12 protein-coding genes are annotated in these 18,354 nt (G+C 75.1%); 2 read left to right on the plus strand and 10 right to left on the minus strand.

Annotation, left to right across the window (positions count from 1 at the left end; all coding sequences use genetic code 11):
* The first annotated feature begins 26 nt into the window (after window positions 1-26).
* Complete coding sequence (mobF, locus tag ACFCY1_RS22815) at window positions 27-5,075, plus strand: MobF family relaxase (RefSeq protein WP_375875812.1); 5,049 nt, start codon at window positions 27-29, stop codon at window positions 5,073-5,075.
* Between the two features lie 65 nt (window positions 5,076-5,140).
* Here the strand turns inward: mobF and ACFCY1_RS22820 are convergent, their stop codons facing one another.
* Entirely contained in the window at window positions 5,141-6,259 is a 1,119-nt protein-coding gene (locus ACFCY1_RS22820) for an NADAR family protein (protein ID WP_375875813.1), read from the minus strand.
* Between the two features lie 7 nt (window positions 6,260-6,266).
* Between ACFCY1_RS22820 and ACFCY1_RS22825 the strand changes: the two genes are divergently transcribed.
* Complete coding sequence (locus ACFCY1_RS22825; protein ID WP_375875814.1) at window positions 6,267-6,464, plus strand: hypothetical protein; 198 nt, start codon at window positions 6,267-6,269, stop codon at window positions 6,462-6,464.
* Between the two features lie 729 nt (window positions 6,465-7,193).
* Here the strand turns inward: ACFCY1_RS22825 and ACFCY1_RS22830 are convergent.
* The 9 genes from ACFCY1_RS22830 to ACFCY1_RS22870 all read right to left on the minus strand — a co-directional run bounded on the left by ACFCY1_RS22830 (window position 7,194) and on the right by ACFCY1_RS22870 (window position 18,228).
* Window positions 7,194-9,005 carry a hypothetical protein gene (locus ACFCY1_RS22830; RefSeq protein WP_375875815.1) on the minus strand — a complete coding sequence of 604 codons (1,812 nt, stop codon included), beginning with the start codon at window positions 9,003-9,005 and terminating at the stop codon, window positions 7,194-7,196.
* A 73-nt stretch (window positions 9,006-9,078) separates the two neighbouring features.
* Complete coding sequence (locus ACFCY1_RS22835; RefSeq protein WP_375875816.1) at window positions 9,079-9,609, minus strand: hypothetical protein; 531 nt, start codon at window positions 9,607-9,609, stop codon at window positions 9,079-9,081.
* A gap of 15 nt (window positions 9,610-9,624) precedes the next feature.
* Window positions 9,625-11,367, minus strand: a complete 1,743-nt coding sequence (locus tag ACFCY1_RS22840; protein WP_375875817.1) for a type IV secretory system conjugative DNA transfer family protein — start codon at window positions 11,365-11,367, stop codon at window positions 9,625-9,627.
* Entirely contained in the window at window positions 11,364-12,893 is a 1,530-nt protein-coding gene (locus tag ACFCY1_RS22845) for a type VI secretion protein (RefSeq protein ID WP_375875818.1), read from the minus strand. The genes ACFCY1_RS22840 and ACFCY1_RS22845 overlap by 4 nt, the downstream gene beginning before the upstream one ends.
* Complete coding sequence (locus ACFCY1_RS22850; RefSeq protein WP_375875819.1) at window positions 12,893-14,422, minus strand: SCO6880 family protein; 1,530 nt, start codon at window positions 14,420-14,422, stop codon at window positions 12,893-12,895. Before ACFCY1_RS22850 ends, ACFCY1_RS22845 begins: the two co-directional genes overlap by 1 nt.
* Entirely contained in the window at window positions 14,419-16,287 is a 1,869-nt protein-coding gene (locus ACFCY1_RS22855) for a hypothetical protein (protein ID WP_375875820.1), read from the minus strand. The genes ACFCY1_RS22850 and ACFCY1_RS22855 overlap by 4 nt, the downstream gene beginning before the upstream one ends.
* Window position 16,288: 1 nt before the next feature.
* On the minus strand, window positions 16,289-17,020 hold the full coding sequence (locus tag ACFCY1_RS22860) for a hypothetical protein (RefSeq protein ID WP_375875822.1): 732 nt from the start codon (window positions 17,018-17,020) through the stop codon (window positions 16,289-16,291).
* Between the two features lie 4 nt (window positions 17,021-17,024).
* Window positions 17,025-17,381: a hypothetical protein gene (locus ACFCY1_RS22865; RefSeq protein ID WP_375875824.1), complete on the minus strand. Its 357-nt coding sequence runs from the start codon at window positions 17,379-17,381 to the stop codon at window positions 17,025-17,027.
* Entirely contained in the window at window positions 17,326-18,228 is a 903-nt protein-coding gene (locus ACFCY1_RS22870; RefSeq protein ID WP_375875825.1) for a hypothetical protein, read from the minus strand. The genes ACFCY1_RS22865 and ACFCY1_RS22870 overlap by 56 nt, the downstream gene beginning before the upstream one ends.
* Window positions 18,229-18,354 lie beyond the last annotated feature (126 nt).

Raw genomic sequence — 18,354 nt, forward strand, 5'->3', positions numbered from 1 at the left:
CGTCGGGACGGCGCCGGGGTCGGCCGGTGATCACCCTTCACCCGATCAGTGCGGGCAGCGGCATCGACTACCTGCTCTCCACCGTCGCCGGCGACGACGTGAGGATCGGTACGCGGTCGCTGGCGGCCCACTGGGAGGGTGGCGGTGACACCCCCGGCGTGTGGCTCGGGGCGCAGGCCGCCGAACTCGGCATCGCAGGCCGGCGGGTCACTCAGGAGGCCGCCGACGCCCTGTTCAAGGACGCCCTGAGCCCGGTCGACGGCAGCCCCCTCGGCCGGTCCTGGAGCCGTTACCCGAGCGCCGACGAGCTGTACGAGAGGTATGCCGCCGCCGAGCCGGACGCCACCGAGGAGCGGCTGCTTCAGCTGCGGGCGAAGGCCGAGAAGGAGGGCAACCGGACCGCCCGGTGCGGGTGGGAGATGGTGTTCTCCCCGGTGAAGAGCTTCAGCGTGCTGTGGGGGTGCGCCGGTGACGAGGAGCGGGCCCGGCTGGAGGCCGTCGAGGAGCGCGCGTTCCGGCGGGTCTTCGAGCGTGTCGAGCGCGAGGCCTGCATCACCCGGACCGGCCCGACGCCCGCCTCCCAGGTGCAGGTCCGTGCCAGGGGTTTCATTGCCTGCGTGTTCGTCCACCGCAGCAGCCGGGCGGCCGATCCGGCGTATCACCGGCACCTGGCGATCAGCAGCAAGGTGCGGGTGGAGGACGGCCGCTGGCTGGCCCTGGACGCGCGCCATCTGCACCGGATCGCGGTCGCTCTCTCGGAGGCCTACACCGCCGAGCTGGAACGCGAGATGCACGCCGAGTTCGGCATCCGCGCGGGGGCGCGCCAGGACAGCATCCGGCCCGCGAAGCGGCCGGTGCGGGAGTTCCTGGGGGTGCCCCTGAGTGCGGTGCGCGGGTTCTCCCAGCGCCGTGAGGCCACCGAGCGGGCCCTGGCCCGGATGATCGCGCAGTTCACGGTCCGGGAGGGCCGCGCGCCCGAGCGCGCCGAGCAGTACAAGCTGGCCCAGGCCGCCACCCTCGAGTCACGTCCGGCGAAGACCGCGACCACTGTCGACGGCGAGCGCCGGCAGTGGCGCCGCCGCGCCAAGGCGTACGGCATCAGGCGCCCCGACAAGCTGCTGCGGGCCGCCGCCCGTACCTCCGCCACCCACCCCGCACCGGGCCCCGACCCGATGGTCGTCCCGAAGGCGATCGACGCGGTGCTCGCCGAGCTGGAGAGCCACCGCGCCACCTGGACGCGCGCCAACGTCGAGGCCGAGGCGTGCCGACGGCTCACCGCGCTCGGCGCCCACCTGTTCGACGACTACCACCGGGTCCTCGTCCGCGTCGTCGACGGCGTCCTCAGCCCCGTCCGGTGCGAGCTGCTGACCCCGCCCGACGCGGTCCCCCTCCCCGCCCGGTACGCCCGCTCCGACGACCGTCCGTCGCTGTTCGCCGAGGTCGGCGCCCGGGTGTGGACCTCCCACGGCATCCGGGCCGCCGAGCGAAGCCTTGCCGAGGCGTCCACGACGCCCGTGCCGGTGCACCGCCTGACGACCGGGCAGGTCGACCGGGTGCTCGCGGCCGGCGAGGCCGGGCGCGGTTTCGCGCCGTCCAACGAGCAGCGCGAGGCGGTCCGCCGGATCTTCGGAGCGGACACCCGGGCCACGTGGGTGGTCGGTCCCGCGGGCACCGGCAAGACCACGATCATGCGCCTGGTGAGGGAGGTCGCGCAGGCCCACGGGATCCCCGTCATCGGCCTGGCAGGCGGCCAGGTCCAGGCCGACCTGCTGGCCGCCGAGGCGGGCATCCGGGCGGAGAACATCGCCAGGTGGCGGACCATGTCCGAGCGGTACGGGCGGGGCCTGCGCCACTGGACGCTCCAGCCCGGCACGATCGTCATCGTCGACGAGTCCGGCCAGGCCTCCACCACCGATCTCGCCGCGCTGCTCGGCCAGGTCCGGCAGGCCGGCGGGCGGCTGCTGCCGATCGGCGACCCGCGCCAGCTCGGCTCGCCAGGAGCGGGCGGAGCGCTCGCCGACATCGAGGAGACCGTTCCCGGCGCCGTCGTCCGCCTCACCGAGGTCCGCCGCTTCCGCGACCCGGGTGGCAGGGTCCGGCAGTGGGAGGTCGACGCGGCCCGCCTGCTGTCCGTCGGCGACGCCGGTGACGCTTTCGACGCGTACGACCTGCGCGGGCGCATCCACTCCGGCCCGGCCGCCCCGGTCATGCGGCAGCTCTTCGAGGACTGGCGGCGGGACGTCGAGGACGGACTGACCTCCGTCATGATCGCCGCCACCGGTGCCGCCGTCGCCGAGCTGTCCCGCCTCGCCCGCGAGGACCGCATCGCCCGCGGCCTGGTGGACGACCGGCGCACGGCCGACCTCGGAGACCGCGGGCGCGTCGGCGCGGGCGACATCGTGGTCACCCGGGTCAACGACCGCCGCCTGGCCACCGCCGACCGGCGCCAGTGGGTCCGCAACGGCGACACCTGGAGCGTCGAGGCCGTCGGCGCCGACGGTTCCCTGACCGTGCGCCACCAGCGCACCCGCCGCACCGTCACCCTGCCCCCGGCCTACGTCGCCGACGCCGTCGACCTCGGCTACGCGATCACCTCCGCGCGCTGCCAGGGCGTCACCGTCGACGTCGGCCGCGCCCTGCTCGGCACCGGCTGGAACCGCAACGGCGCCTACCCGGCCCTCACCCGCGGCCGCTACGGCAACCACGCCTACCTCGTCACCCAGGAGCCCCCCGACGAGGACAGCGGCGAACCCGGCCACCCGCACACCGCCCGCGAGATCTGGCACGCCGTCGTCGAACGCGACGGCACCCAGCTCTCCGCGAGTGCCACCGCCCGCCGCCAGGAGGAGCGGGCCCAGTCCCTCGCGACCTCCACCAGCCGCCTCGTCCACGTCCTCGACGAACTCAACGCCGAAGCCGCGCAGCAGGCGGTCGCCGCACTGCTCGGAGGCCGCGCCGCCGCCCGCCTGGCCGCCGCCGAGGCCTGGCCCGCCTTGCGTGCCCGGTGCGCGTGCCTGGCCGACGACGGCTACGACACCGACCGGCTCCTGCGCGCCGTCTGGGCGGACGAGCGGGGCAACGAGACCGACCACCGTACCGGCCGGCCGCTGCGCGACCTGGCGGCCATCGTGGTCGCCCGCCTCGACGCCCTGGTCGAGCACCACGGTGAGCGCTTCCGCCTGCCCGAGGGCGCGCCCCGCCCCGCGACCGCCCCGACCTACTGGGCCCCGCCCTCCGCCCGGTCCGGCGCCGCACTGTTGGAGGCGATGGGCCTGGTGCTGCCCGACGCCGACCCCGGCGACCGGCGCGTCACCCTCGTCCACGACCTCGCCGCCCACGCCACCGTCCGGGCGGAACGCCTCGCCGCCCGCGCCCGCGCGAACGCCCACACCGGCACCGGCTGGGCGGCCGCCTACGGGCCCGAACCCACGGACGCCGACCGGGCCCGCCCGTGGGCCGACCGGATCGCGGCGGCCGCGGCCTGGCGCGATCTGGCCGGCTTCCGCGCCACCCGCGCCACCGGAGACGCCCCCACCGCCGCGCGCACCGAGCAGCGAGGCCTGTGGCGTGCAGCCCAGCTCCTGCCCGACGAGCAGCAGCACGCCGCCGAACTCGCCGCCACCGGCCCCACCTGGCTCGATGTGCTCGGCCCCGCACCCGCCCCGGCCCACCCCCACCGCCCGCTCTGGGACACGGCGGCGGCGCTCGTCGCCGCCTACCGCGGCCTGTGGGACCACGGACACGAGACGCAGGCGCTCGGCGACCGTCCCGAGGAGCCGATCCAGGCCGCGGACCACGACCTCGCCCGGCAGGCGGTCACCGCCTGGCAGAACCGTCCGGCCCCGACCGTCGTCGACGAGGAGCAGCGACGGCGGGCCACCGCACGCGGACGGGCCGCCCGCATCGAAGCGGCCGAGGCCGCCGACGCGCTGGCCGCCGTCCACGCGGCCCGGCGCCTGGCCGCCCGCGCACAGCAACAGGCCGACGACGAGCGGGTCCGCGCCGCCGCCGCGGGTCGGACGGCCGCCACCGACGACCAGCGCGCCCGCGCAGCCGCCCTGCAGGCACGCGCAGACGCGCACACCGTCCTGGCCGACCGGGCCGCCGACGCGCTCGCCGCCGCCGAACGGCGATGGGCCCGTACTGCCCCCGACGGCCTGCGGGCCAGGGCCGAAGCCGACCGCTGCCGGGCCGTCGAACAGCTTCGTGCCCGGCAGCCCGCCGACCGCCCCGACCGGCAGCGCCTCGTCCCGGCCGGCGCTCCCGCTTGGCGGGAACGCCCGTTCGGCGGCTGGTCGGACGCCGAACTCGGCGCGGCCCTGCGGACCGCCCTCGACCGTGCCGCGCGCCTGGACCGGGCCGCGGCCGACGCCGAGGACCGTGCCGCCCGTGCCGAGGCCCGGATGCGCGACGGCGGCCGCATCGACCAGCAGGTCCGGGCGCTCGTCGCCCGCGTCACCGGCGCCGCCCGGCTGCGGGCGGCCGATGCCGTACTCGCCGACCTGACCCGGCGCCGGGCTCACCTGGCCGCCGAACTCGCCGCCGCCGACCCGTCCGGCCGGCCCGCGTTCCCGGGCGGGGAGCGCGAAGACCTCGTCGAGCTGCGGCGCACCCGGCAGGCGGAGTTCGAGGCCCTGCTCCAGGCCGAGCACCACCACCGGCTCCTCCGCGCCCAGGCGCTCGCCGACATCGGCGACCCCGCCGGCGTCGAGGCCGCACTGGACCTGTGGGCACGGGTCGGCGGCTCCGCCGAGGCCTACCGCGACCACCTGCGCCGGATCGCGGACCAGGACGCCCGGCACCACCACCGCACCGCCCACGAGTACCGCGACCGGGCTGCTCGCCTGCGCGTGCGGGTCGGTGCCCTGCGGGAGGAACAGCAGGCGCGTACGGCGATGCGGGCCGGCGAGCGCGCACGCGAGGCGGCCGAACGCCTGCCCGCCGTCCGGCGGCGCCGGGCCGAGAAACGGGAGACCGCCGTGCGCTGGCAGGCCGGGCTGAGCCGGCCGCAGGCGGTGCACCGGTGCGGCCAACGCCTGCCCCACGACGGTGTCCCGCCCTCCTACCGGCCGTAGTGGCTTTGCCCACTACTCACCTATAAAGCCAGTCAGGGTTCTCGAGAGCCACTCGCCTGGTCCGGTCACAACCCCGGGATCTCAGTCCGCCGCGCATGCAGCTCGGAGCGGACCAGTTCGAGGAGACGCCCTGTCCAGTTGCGCCCTCGGCCGGCGTTGTTGCCCCAGAACGCCGACTCCATGTCATCATAGATCACGGTGGCGTCTTCTGTCGACAGCAGAATCTCGGCCAGCCCGGGGTGCTGGTCGTACTTGGCGCGCAGCAGGCGCGTCATGACGGCGGTCCGGACATGTTCCCAGCCCTCGCGGCGAGGCGCCTCGGCCGCGAGCTTGCGCGCCGCGGAGGCGCTTTCCGCCGCCGCGATCGCGCCCCGGACCTCGGGCTGAGCAACCGACAGAGCCCAGTAGGCATGGGCAACGGAGGGGTAGCCGGCCTCCCCCACGGTGATCGGGGCGGGGTAGTCGTTGCGCAGGCCGACCTTGCCGGGATCGTCCACCGGCTCCCTGGGAAACGTCTGGGCTACGTGGACCGCCGGAGCATGGGACGTCACTGGTCCGTCCGCGGGGCCGCGCTTGGGCCGCTCGGCCGTCCAGCGGGCCCGCTCCTCGAAGTACGCGAGAGCACTGTCGTAGTCCTTCTGCGTGACCGTTCCGTCGAACGACAGGTAGGTCCGGCCTCCGGGCCCTGCCACCAGTACCCGCAGCGGCTGGTCCTTGCGGTCCATGTCGCCCAGCGCGTAGCGGCGCTGGGTTTCCGGGATCGCGAGGAACGCGGTGCGGGCAACGGCCCGGTTCTCCTCGGTCCGGTCAGCGAGGAAGGCATCGACGGCGGCGAGGCAGCGGCCGGTCGAGTCGGGCCGCCCGTTCAGCTGGTCGATGGTGTCGCGGACTTCGGCGAGCAGCAGCTCAGGGGTCTGCCAGCTCTGCGGCTCGCTGAACTTCCAGTGCGCCAGGTCGTGCGCGGATGCCTCCGCGCCCTCCGGGAGGCTGGTGGCCACCCATCCGGTGCGCAGTTTCTCCTCGAACTCCTCGATGGTGACCAGGCCCCAGCAGTCGATGAGCCCGTCGGCGTAGATGAAGAGGTCGGTGAGGAAGTAGTAGCTGTTGCGGATGAAGACGTGCCGCCAGGTTCCGGGTATGCGGACGCCGTCCACGGTGCGATAGGTGATCCGGTTGCCGATCATCCTGAGATTGTGTCGCAGCGCACGCCCAGTCGACGCCGGTTTTTCCTCCGGGGCGGCTGAACCGCCTCGCTGGGCCGGCGCCCACGTCCGGGCCGACAACCTGCTCGCCGAGCTCGCCGTCCTCGGCGTCCGTCAGCCCGGCCCCGCCAAGCACCGCGCCACGCTGGCCCCCGACACCGCCCTCGCCCTGGAACTCATCGCCTAGGCCGCCGACGGCGACCTGCTGCCTGCCGCAGAAGGCGCTGCGGCAGCAGGCGGCGGTACGCGCCCTGGTTCGGAGAGGCGGAGCAGGGCCAGGAGGGGGGAGCCAGCGGCCGAACAGCTGTAAGCGTCGGCGGCCCGGCTCGACCATCCGCCGGTGGCCGAGGCCCTCGTGATCGGAGCGCGAGGGGGAACCCCGGCGAGACCCGCTCCAAGTAAACCGCGCCGGGTAGTGTTCGGATACAAAGGATCAAGCGATTCCGCCGGACCGTGCCACGGCCCGCGGACAAGGTCATCACGGGCATACTCGACCTCTACGCCGGGCTGCCAGACCTGGGATGCGTTCAGGTAGCAGCCCGGCTGTTTGAATACCCACTCGAAGCGGGACAACGCGTCAGCAACAGCATTGGTCCACAGCCGCTCGTCTTCGACTCGCCGGACCGCTGCACGCGTCCGCGCGGAGACACCCCGAATCCGGCGCACCGCAACATTCCTGCGTGGCCGCCATCGCTCAGCACGGACGGCCTTCGGACGCCTACGCGGCATCGGCCTTTCGGATCAGCATGACGCCAGGACCGCACACCCAGCCCGCGCCAACGGTCCTCCATGACAACCGATCAAGTCCGTGTACGTCACCAGCCCGGAGCGGACCAACTTCGCTGTCCAAGGACATCGGTGCTTCCGGCCGGTCACCTCCCCGGCCGGTTCGGCCCGACCGCTCGGGAACGGGAGCTCAGACCGCCATGCGCGGTGCCCGCTGTGACGGCCCGTCGAGCCGCACCGCCGCCCGGTGGGCCGGCATCGTCGGCGTGCCCGCCCCGGAAGACAGCACGGTTCCGGCGGTCGCGGCCAGTCGGCCCGCGTGGACGGCGGCAGCCAGGGCGAGGGTGTCCAGGCACGCGAGGTCGCCGGGCCGGAAGCGGCCGGAGGCGCGAGCCGCTTCTGCGAGGGCCCTCGCCCTCTCCGCGACCTGGTCGTAGGTCCGGGCTCCTGCGGCGGGGCCGTCGGGGAGACCGACCGGGGGAAGGTTCCTCCAGGCCGCCCTCAACGCGGCCACCCGGGGGTGCCGGGAGCCGCGCAGGTGGCCGCCCATCTCGGTCGCCGTCCACGCGCTGAGCGCGTCCGCGACCAGCAGGGAGCCGCCGGTCGCTCCCTGCCTGCTCGCGTACGGGGCGTGCCGGACGGCGGGCGGGGGCGGGGTGAGGCCGGCGGCGGGCGCGATCCGGCGGGTGTGCTTGTCCGCGGCCCGCGTGACGGCGTCCAGCACCGCCACGTCGGCGCTGCGGAACCGGCGCGCGGTGCGGGCGGCGTCGGCCAGGGAGCGGGCCGCCCTCGCCAGCCGGGCGTAGGCGCGTGCCACCGGCGCCGGTTCGACGCCGGGGCGCGGGATCCCCTGCCAGGCCCTGCGCAGCGCGGCGACGCGCGGATGGGCGGAACGCGCGAGCCGGCGGCCCATCGGTGTGCCGGCCCAGGCGGCGAAGGCCGCGGCGACCCGGTCGGCCCCGTCGGCCAGCACCGCGCGCCGGTCGGCCCGCTCCGCCTTGGCCACGGCCGCGACCTCGGCGTCGAGTGCGGCCAGGCGTCGGGCGGTGGCGCGGTCGACGGGACGGCCGAGGACCTGTGCGGCCAGCGTTCCGGCCCGCCGGGACAAGGCGCGCAGCGCGGTCCAGGCGGGCGTGCCGCCGTAGCCGCGGGTGGTGAGGTCGTGGGCGAGGTCGGCCGCGTGGCGGGCGACCGACCGGCAGGCCGCGGCGCAGATCCCCCGCAGGAGCCGGGTGGCCCGGTACTCACCGCCGGCGAGCACCGTCTGCTGCCCGATGGCCTCCTTGACGGCTGCCCAGGCCCCGACGGCCGCCGCCTGGACCGACTGGACCTGTGCCCACTGCGGCAGCGCCAGCCACCACTCCGCGCGGGCCCGTACGGTCTCGATGGCGGAGGTGAGTTCGGCGAGGGCCTGCTCGGGCGAGAGCCCGGCGTGCGCCGCGTCGTCGGGGGCGGGCTCGTGCCGGACGTCCCGCGGGGCCGCTGTCAGCACACCGAGGCGGTCCCGCAGGAGCGCGGCTTGCTCCTGCGGCATGTCGGCGGTGAGTGCCAGCGCGTCGGACACCCAACCATCGTCGGAGGAACGGAGCTTCGGGGCGGCGGCCCCGTCGTCCTCGGCCCGGGCCATGCCGTCGTCGTCGGGCCCCGTGTCCAGGCCGTGCAGGGCCGCCTCGTCGTCGGCCCGCTCGCGCTCGCGTTCCCACCTCTCGTGGTCGCGGACCTGGACGTCCCAGAGGTCGCCTTCCTTGACGAGCTGTTCGTAGAGCGAGGTCGGGGCGTTCGGTCCGGTCATCGCGAGGTAGGCGTCATGGGGCCGGAACGCCCCGCCGCCGGTCATGAGCTCCTCGGACTCCTCGCCGCGGTGGACCCAGAGGGACTCCTCCCCGGTTCCGCGCCGGTAGGCGCGCACATAGGTGCTCCCACCGACTCTCCGGGACTCGACGATCTCGTACGCCGGGTCGTCGAAGACGCTGTAGGGCGGTTCGGCGGGCTCGGGTGGCATCAGGTGCTCCTCTGGGGGGGCCGGCTTCCACCGGACCTCGGCGGGCGGGCAGGGTGTCGTCGGATCCGGTGCACTACAGCGGCGGCTCGTCGCTGTTCAGCTCGGCCGCCAGGGCCGGGCTGGGGTGTTCGCGCTCGCGGGTGCCGAGGCCGCCGGGCTCCTCCAGCCACTGCCGCAGGGTCTCCTCGTCCGGACCGCCCCAGGGCCGGGAGACCGGGTCGGCGTGCCCGTTGGCGCACTTCGGACGGCGGGTGGTCGGGAGGAGGTTGTTCGCCGTGATCAGCCAGTCCGCCTCGGCGGTGTCGCGGCCCGGGCTGGGGCAGGTGTAGGAGCGGACCCATCCGATCTGCAGCGCGAGGACGACCTCGATGACGTCCTCGTGCCGGTGCCAGCAGGGCGGCACCGAGGCCCGGGCCTCCGGGTTGACCTCCACCAGCCAGCGCAGCCAGTGCCCCAGCTCCTCCAGCCGGGAGCGCCGCTCCTCCGGCTCCATGTCGCGCAGCACGATCCGTGGCACGGGCGCCAGGTCGGGTTCGGGGACGTCCGCCCATGGATCGGCCGGGTCCAGGCCGTCGTCGGTCAGGTCGGTGTAGGTCTCGGACACGGTGTTCTCGTTTCGTCAGGAGGGCTTGTCCAGCGGGACCGCGGCGGTGGGCGGGTGGCCCGGCCTCGGCGGGATCACCAGCGGCACCGGGTCCGCGGTGGCGCAGAGGGGCGGGAGGGGCCTGCGGGCGAGGAGCTCGATCAGGTCCGGGTCGGCGTAGGTGCGGCGGAGCTTCACCCGCACCGGGCGCTGGTTGCCGTAGACGGCGATCGCGGTGAAGTCGGGCAGCTCCCGCAGCACGTGGGTGGGGGCGAGGTCGGTCTCGACCAGCTGTTCGGAGGTGGAGCTGCCGCCGCCTCCCCTGCTGGTGGACTTCCTCTTCACCAGGGCCCGGCCGAGCAGGTTGGTGAAGGCCTTCAGCGTCTCGGGGTCGGCGTTGCCGGGCAGCAGCATGCGCAGGCCGGAGGCGTTCATGACGGTGTTGGCGGCCTCGCGGCCGAGCACGCCGATCAGCTGGCTGAGGTCGTGCCACACGGTCAGCACGGTGATGCCGATGCCGCGTCCGACGGTCAGCAGCCTCGGCAAGGCCTTGTAGCGGAAGCAGTTGCCGGCCTCGTCGATGACGAGGCCGAGCGCGGGGTCGAGGGGGCGGCCGGTGCGCTGGTAGCGGGCCTGGGCGGCGTGGACGATGCTCGCGGTGATCGCGGTCAGCAGCGGCGCGAAGCGTTCGCCGTCGGCCTCACTGGCGATCAGGCAGACGGTGGCGCACCGGTCGAGGACCTCCTCGGCCGTGAAGTCGCTGGCAGCGGCGGTGGCGCGGACCTCCTCGTCCGCGTACACCTTGGTGATCACGCTCAGGGTGAACCTGATGCTCCCGACGCCGTCGGGGTGCAGGGCGAACGCGGCGGCGTAGTCGTCCGCGACGTCGGGGTGGCCGCCGTCGACCAGGATCTCGCGGACCTCGTCCACGGCGTCGTCGGCGAGCGCGAGCCAGCGCCGGAACGTGGTGATGTCCCCGCCGGCGAGGTTGGCGGCCAGCAGCACGCCCTTGACGACGGCCTTGGCCTGGTCGACCCAGGGGCCGGACCGCGGGTCGCCCGCGGTGGAGGCGGCGTCGGCCAGCCAGCCGGCCATCCGGTCGGCGGCCTTGGCGTCCGCGCAGTAGTCGACGGGGGACCAGCGGGCGGTGGGGCGGTCGGGCAGGCCGGCCGGGGCGACGACGTGCACCGGGCCCAGGGCCGCCCGCCGCGCGTACACCACGTCGAGGTCGGCCGCCTTGACGGTGGTCATCACGCAGGGGCCGTACCACTCGGCGGCGATCGGCAGCACCAGCCCCGTGGTCTTGCTGCTGCCGGGCAGGCCGAACACCGTCGCGCTGATGTTCTCCTTGGCGGCGAGGATCCAGTTCCGGCGGCCCTTGCTGCGGCCGAAGGCCATGCGGTTGCGACGCAGGCCGGGCTCGTCGGCTACCCGGAGCCGACGTTCGGTCGCCCGGCCGCCCCAGCGGGCGCCATCGGTGCCGGGGTCGGTGCCGCGGCGCATCCATAGCCACGTCCCGCCCGCGACCGGGCCGGACCAGATCAGCACCAGCAGCGGCCACCACAGCCAGCCCGATGGTGCCGGAGCGAAGGCCGCGCCCGGGCCGCGCAACGGCCAGGTGACGGCGGCGAGGCCGGCGCCGCCGACCAGGCGGCAGGAGTGCCCGGTGAGCAGGGCGGCGGCCCGGGCGGCGAGCACACCGGAGGACAGCAGCCACAGCACCGCGGCGCCGAGCACGGTCGCGGCCCAGGTCGGCTCGGAGCGCTGGTCGCCCGTCACAGGGCCATCCGCTCGTCCGTGTGGTACAGCTCCTTCTCCTTCTCGGTGAGGTGGAGCTGGACCGGATAGGCGCCGGAGCGGCCGGGCATCCACAGGCCCCGCCCGGCGTGCGCGCGGCCCCAGCCGGAGACGAGCTCCACCTGCGGCTCGGTGAGGCCCACCGCGTCCCGGATCGCGCCCAGGGAGCGGACGTCCTGAGCCATCGTGATCTTGGTGTCGAACGACGAGACCATGTGCTGGGCGATCATCACGGCCTCGGACCCGGCCGGGCCGACCGCCTCGAAGTCCGACAACCGGTGGGTGGCGGCGAGGTCGAAGACCCCGTCGGCCCGGTGCAACCTGAGGTCGGAGTCGAGCTTGCGGATCACCGTGGCGCCGCCGACCTGGAGCGCGCGCCACAGCTCGTCCCTGACGACCAGGCGCTGGGGCCCGCCGGGCTGGTCGATCGCGGCCTGGGTCCAGCTGGAGATGCACATCATGATCATGGCGACGGTCTCGTCGCCGTAGGCGCGGGTGCGGGAGATGTCGATGCTGACCATCGGCGCGGACCAGTCGATGCGGCTGGTGGAGGTCTCCGCCGTGCTGAACAGGTCGCCGACGTGCCCGTCGAGCATGGTGGCCAGCGCCGCCCGGGACGCCCTGGTCGCCTCCCGGGTGGCCTGGATGTCCTCGCCCCGGATCCGCAGTTCGCGCGCCATCCCGGTGCTCGGGTCGCGCAGGGCGGCGTGCACGGCCCGCAGCGTCGGGGTGGCCAGCACGGTGTTGCCGCTCAGCTGGCCGGTGACCTCCTTGATCGCGGCGGAGATCGCCTCCGTCTCCTCCGGCGTCAGCGGCCTGCGCATCTGCAGTTCCAGCAGCGTGCACAGCAGGCTCAGGCGGCGCCGGTGGATCTCCGTCAGGCGCTCGCGCCACTCCACCGGGTCGGTGACGCGCTCCAGCCCGTCGCCGAGCGAGCCGGCGTCCAGGGGGTTGACGCGCCCGGGCAGGCCGGGGCCGAGCTCCAGCGGTTCGCACCCGAGCCAGCGGCACACCCGCCCGTACTCGCCCTTCACGTCACCGGCGATCAGCACCTTCACCCCGAACGCCGCCAACCTCGTGGACAGCGCCTTGATGAGCGCGCTCTTCCCCGCCCCCATGGTGCCGGTGACCAGCACCGCCGGATTGGAGACGATCCTGTGCTGGACCCACGCTCCCGGGTGCATGGAGAACTGCCGGCCGGTCAGGACGTCGTGGCCGATGTAGGCGCCGACCGCGGGCAGGGCCGAGCCGCCCCCGAAGGGGTAGAGGCCGGCGAGGTTGTAGGTGTCGCAGCGGTAGACCTCGGGGGCCGCGACCCGTACGGCCCTCCCGGCGTGGGGGCCTGGCCACCCCAGGACCGGCGTCGGCGCCGCGGCGGCCGGCCGCTGGTGTGCCCGCCGCCCGCGCTGGGCCGGAACCGGCGCCGGTCCGGTCGTCAGGACGTCCGGCAGGCCGATCGAGGGCAGGTCGGTGTCCCCGCGGCGCCTCCAGTCGCGCAGGCGGCCCATCAGATCACCGCCCGCCGCTTCACCGGCAGACCCAGGCCGAGCGGCAGCGTCGCCGCGAAACCCGAGTCCTGCGCGGCGTAGAGCTCACGCAGGCGAAGGCCGGAGGTGTACGCGTCGCGCTTCAGTCGGGCGGTCGCCAGCGCCAGCTCGCCAGGCTCGTCGACCGTCACGGTGACCACACCGGTGAAGCGCGCGATGCCGTGGCCCGCCGTGCGGGCGTGGTCCTGGTCCTGGGTGTCGACCAGCGCCTTGCGCTCGTCCAGGGACTCGATCCGCCCGCCCCGTGCGCGCACCCGGCGCTTGACGTCGGCCTTGGTGCGCTCGCGGCTCAGCGTGGCCCGGGCAGTACGGGCACCGAGGCACTCGTAGGTCAGGGAGACACTCCGCCGGGCGTTGCCGGAGGCGCTCATCAGCGGGGTCAGCACGCTCGCGTACACCCGGCCCTCGGGCCAGCCGTAGACCTCGAAGCTCGCCGAGACGCCGCTGTCGTGCCGGTAGCGGCCCCAGTGCTGCTCGGCCGCGGCGGGGCCGGCGGCCGACTCGTCCACGCCCGGCGGTGTGCCGGCCCACCCGGGTGCGCACGCGGCCGCCGCGTGGGCGGCGAGCACGGGCGCCTCGCCCGGGTCGTAGGCGGTGCGGATCACCTCGGCGATCTGGCCGACGGTCAGCGTGGCGACGACCTGGAGGTCGGCGGCGGCGATCGCGCCCTGCATGGCGAGCAGCTCGCGCACCAGGACGGCGGTCGCCCCCAGGGTGCCGCCGCCGGAGCTCCTGATGTCCTGGCGGACCCGGGACGCGGCCAGGGTGACGGTCAGGTAGGTGCGGCGGGTGGACGCCGCGGGCGCCGCCTCGGCGGCGAGAGCGGTGACCAGGTCGTGGGCCGCCGCGGGCGCGCCCCGGTCGAGGTGGCCGGTCGTCCAGGCCATCAGCGCGGTGCCGTCCTCGGGAGCGGACCGGTCGGTGACCGAGATCCGCACGATCGGCCCGCCCTCGACGCAGTGCCCCCGGAGGAAGCCGCCCCAGCCGGAGACCCGGGTGTTCACCCGGGCGGTGTCGGCGAGCGCGATCCCGGGGTAGCGCACCTCCATGATCGCCGAGTAGTGGCCCTGCAGCGGGTCGTGGGCGACCCCGATCTCACGGCCGGCCCCGGTGGGCACCGTCAGGAACTCCAGGCGGGCCAGCACACCCGGCAGGTCCGTGCGCCGCGAACCGTCCGACCGCCGGGGCGCGAACGCACCACTGAAGAACATCGTCTGCCTCCTGACGACAGCAACCTCGAACCGGACCGCGAGGACCGCCCACTCCGCCGCGGTCAGGCCGTACACCCGCAGGTAGACCGCCGCGAGCAGCAGCAGCGCGACCGGCACGGCGACGATCTCGCCCGCCCACGCGTGGGTGTAGACCGGCAGCATCGCGACCAGGCCCGCACCGGCGACCGTCACCAGGCCGCCCAGGCTCAGCTCGCCCAGGTACGGGCCGCGCTCGCGCTGCCAACCGCCGTACGTCGCCGGCTCCTCGGGGGACGTCACGTTCCCTCACCTCCTGGTGGCGGGTCGGCCGGCAGGGGCTGGACCGGTGCCGGGGTCGGGCGGGTGGAGGCCGTCGGGACGTCCGTCGGGCCGGGCTGCGGGGGAGCAGGCGGCGCGGGGACCTGCGGCGGGCGGGCCGGGGCAGGACGCGGCGTACCGGGAGCCGGAACGGGCGGCGCCGTTACCGTGCCGGGGCGCGCGGTCGACGACCGGGCGGGGGCCCGACCGGGAGACGCAGCGGCCGGGGCCCCCGCGGTGCCCGGCGACCCGGCCGGGGGAGCGGCCTCACTGGAACGGCTGGGCGGCAGGTTGACGGATCCGCCCATGTCGCGCCCGGAGCTGAGCCCGGCGTGCGCGGCCATCGCGTCCAGGCCGCCGGAGGCCAGCTCGGTGCCCGCCTTCGCGCCCTGAGCGGCCATCAACCCGGCCATCACCGCGCTACTGGCCGAGGAGCGCGGGCCGCCGTCCGCCTTGCGCCGATCCGCGTCGTCCGACTCCAGGGCCCTGGCCAGTGCCGGCCCCGGCGGCGCCGCGCCGCTCCCGGACGGAACCCCGCCACCGCGGCCCCAGATCGCCGAGGCCGCGGTGCCGCCGACCGCGCCGATGATGCCGCCGGCGACCGACCCGCCGCTGGAACCCCCACCGGCGAACGGCATGAAGCGAGCGGTCACCGGCCAGGCGACGGCACCGACGCCGACGACCAGCAGGCCCCCGACGACGCCCGTGACGGTGGTGGCCGCGCCGACCATGCCCTCCCCGATCAGCAAGGTGATCACGACGACCGGCTTGATCATGACGATCGAGTAGACGGCCTTGCGGGCGGTCGGCGCCCACTGCCGGGTGAACTCGCTGATCGCCCCGGCGGCCGACACGGGGAACGCCACGACGAGGAGGTCGAGGGCGTCGTGCCGGAAGATGAACTCGATCCACATCAGCCCGGCGACCAGGCATCCGACGACGCCCAGCACCAGCAGCCAACCCATCTCGGAGACGGCGTCCATCCCGGCGAACAGGCCGCTGATCCGGGCGACGAACTGGTCGGTGGTCTGGCCGGAGGAGCGGATCATCCAGGTGGAGACGTCGTCGGCGGCCCAGATCAGGGTCTGGGTGACGGTGTACATGGCCGCGCAGCTCAGGCCCCACTCGACCAGGCCCGTGACGGCGGTGGCGATCCCCTTGCCCTCGTGCGAGACGCAGGTGCGGGTGACCTCCACGCACAGCAGGATCGTCGCGATGATGGCGGACAGCTGGAGCATCAGGGCGAGGGTGTCCGAGATCCCGTCAGCGTCCAGGTCCACGACGGACCCCTCCAGGACCGCCTTGGCCATCTCCCCGAGGACCCACTTCGCCGCGCTGGAGAAGGTGTGGGCGAGCCGGCTGGTGCCCTCATCGGCGATCGCGGCGCCGGGGTTCTTCAGGGCGGCGGCGAGGCTGTGCTTGGCGCCGACCATGCAGTGGGTGCTGTTGGTGTGCTGCTGGCACCACGCGGCCATCTCCTTGTCGGCGTTCTCGCAGTAGACCTCCATCCCGGGCAGGGGCAGGAGATCGGCGTCGCAGTACTTGTGCTTGAAGGTGGCGTACACGCAGGTGGTGAGCGGGTCGTCCCTCAGCCCGAGGGCCTGGCAGCCGCCCTCGTCGAGCGGTACACAGCCGCCGCGCGCGTCCATCTGCTCGGCCGGGGGCTTCGGTTGCAGACCGGTGGCGGCCGGCTTCTCGGGCTGCCCGACGGGCCGGGTGTGCGCGGGGCAGGGCGTTCCGGTGATGGCGCCCGGGACGGGAACCGGCGGGGGCGCGGCGGCGAACGCGGCGGCGGGCCCGGTCAGCGCGGCCAGGACGAGCACCAGGGCCAGCATTGCGCGCCGCACGCTAGTGCTGGTAGGCAACGGGCCTCCAGCCGGCCGCGTCAGCCTGCGCGGTACCCGGATCCTCGACGACCGGGGATTGCGTGACCTTCTTTTCGATCAGGTGCCAGTCGCCTCCGTTCCACACCACCGGGGCGGCGATGGCGAAGACGCCGGTGCCGTGTTGGATGCCGCTGACGGTGGGAGTCTGGGTGGTCAGCAGCCACACGTCGACGGCGTCCGCGCTTACGGGAGTTGCCTGGTAGGCGCGGACCTGGAGGGCGATGAAGTCCGAGCCGGTGCTGCCCCCGGCTTCGGGGAGGCCGAGCAGGCGCCGCCAGTCCCGGGCGTCCGCGATCGCCAGCGAGGTCAGCTTGAAGAAGTTCTCGTCGCCCTGGCCGGCCATCACCATCATCTGCGCCGGGGCCGCGTCGGGGCTCAGCAGGTCGCGGGCCTCGGTGTAATGGGCGGCCGCGGACACGGCACCGGCCAGGGTGTGCGGGTAGCCGACCGGGATGCCCTGCTCGACCCGGGCGGGCGCGGGCAACGGCACCGCATCCACCACCGTGGACGGGCTCGCGGACGGCGGCACGGCGGCGGCCGAAGCGGTGGCGGGGGCGGCAGCGCCGGCCCCCGGTTCGGGCCCGGTCTGCCAGAGCAGGACGGCGACCGCGCCCGCGGCGGCGGCCGCTGCCAAGGCCGCCCCGGTGGCCAGCCTGCGCAGGGCCCGGTGCCGACGGAGCTCGATGGAGTCCACCTCGTCAGCCCTTCAGGCTCGCGCCGAGGTAGACGATCGGCCAGGCCAGCCCGATCACCACGGCCGCCCGGAAGCATTTCGGCATGCCGGCCTTGCCCCGCGCACTGACGTCCGGCTTGTCCGAGATGCTGCCGAACGAGTCCATCGCGGCGCACGCGCACAGCGCGCCGACCACCAGGGCGAGGCAGATCCCCATCGTCCAGTTCACGATCGTGGTCAGCGCGCTGCCGACCTCCCCGGTCGGGACCTGCGGGGTGAAGTTCTTCCCGATGTCGTAGAACGACCCGCTCGGGGCGGCGGTGGGGTCATTGAGCGGCAGGGCGGTCAGCCGGGCCGCCGGCAGGGACGTAGAGGTCGTCATGCGAGGGGTCCTCCGGAGTGGTGGCCGTCCCGGCCGGGGCGCGCAGCGGGCCCCAGGACCTCTCGGCCGTGGTGATCAGGGTGTCGGTCAATTGGGAGCCGGCTGCCTCGAACCGGCGGCTGAGCCGGTCGGTCCGCAGGGCGTGCGCCCGCCAGGCGGGGCAGTGCGGTACCCGCACCACCGCGCCGACCCGGGGAGCGAGCATGGTGGCGACCGCCCGGCACTGCCGCGGCATCCCGCCGGCCACGCCGACCAGCACCAGCACGCACCGTTGAAGCGGCAGCCCCGTGCTCTCGGCGGCGGCGATCGCGACGGCGGCCGCCTCCAGCCCCTCTCGCGACGTCGGCGCGCAGATCACCGGCACGGCCCGCTCCAGCAGCATCCACCGGGCGGTGCGCGAGCGGACCCCGGCGTCACCGAGGTCGTCCGCGACGGTCAGCGCCGTGTCCGCCACGCTCACCCGCCAGCCGCCCATCCCCGCCAGCGCCGGCCATGCCGACGGCGCCGAGGGCAGCGCGAGCGGCGGCTGCGACCAGGGCCTGCGGTCGGTGAGCACCTGGACCAGGCCGTCCAGGCAGGACGAGGCGGCCGCGCGGACCTGACCGGTGTGGAGCGACCGGTCGGCGGGTACGGAGGCGAGCCCGGTGCCGCCGGCCAGCGGCCAGCGGCGCCACGGCGACGACGCGGTCGGCGCGCAGTCGAGCACCACCGTCGGGGCGAGCCGGGCCAGCCCGGCCGCGGCGAGCAGGGCCACGGTGCTCCGGCCGCTGCCGGCTGCCGCCCCCAGGACCGGGACGACCAGCCGGGCGCCGGAGTGCAGCCCGGCCACGGGCGCGGACCTGCCCACGACGCTCACCCCCCCACCTGACCTGACCGATGATCAGCGATGCCATCCGTGGCCATCACTGGCTGTAGCCGCACTGTCTAGCACAGTGACGGCCGTTCTGCTTACACTCGGCGATCGACTGAGAGC

Origin of the sequence: Kitasatospora sp. NPDC056273 (genome assembly GCF_042268845.1) — a bacterium.
GTDB lineage: Bacteria > Actinomycetota > Actinomycetes > Streptomycetales > Streptomycetaceae > Kitasatospora.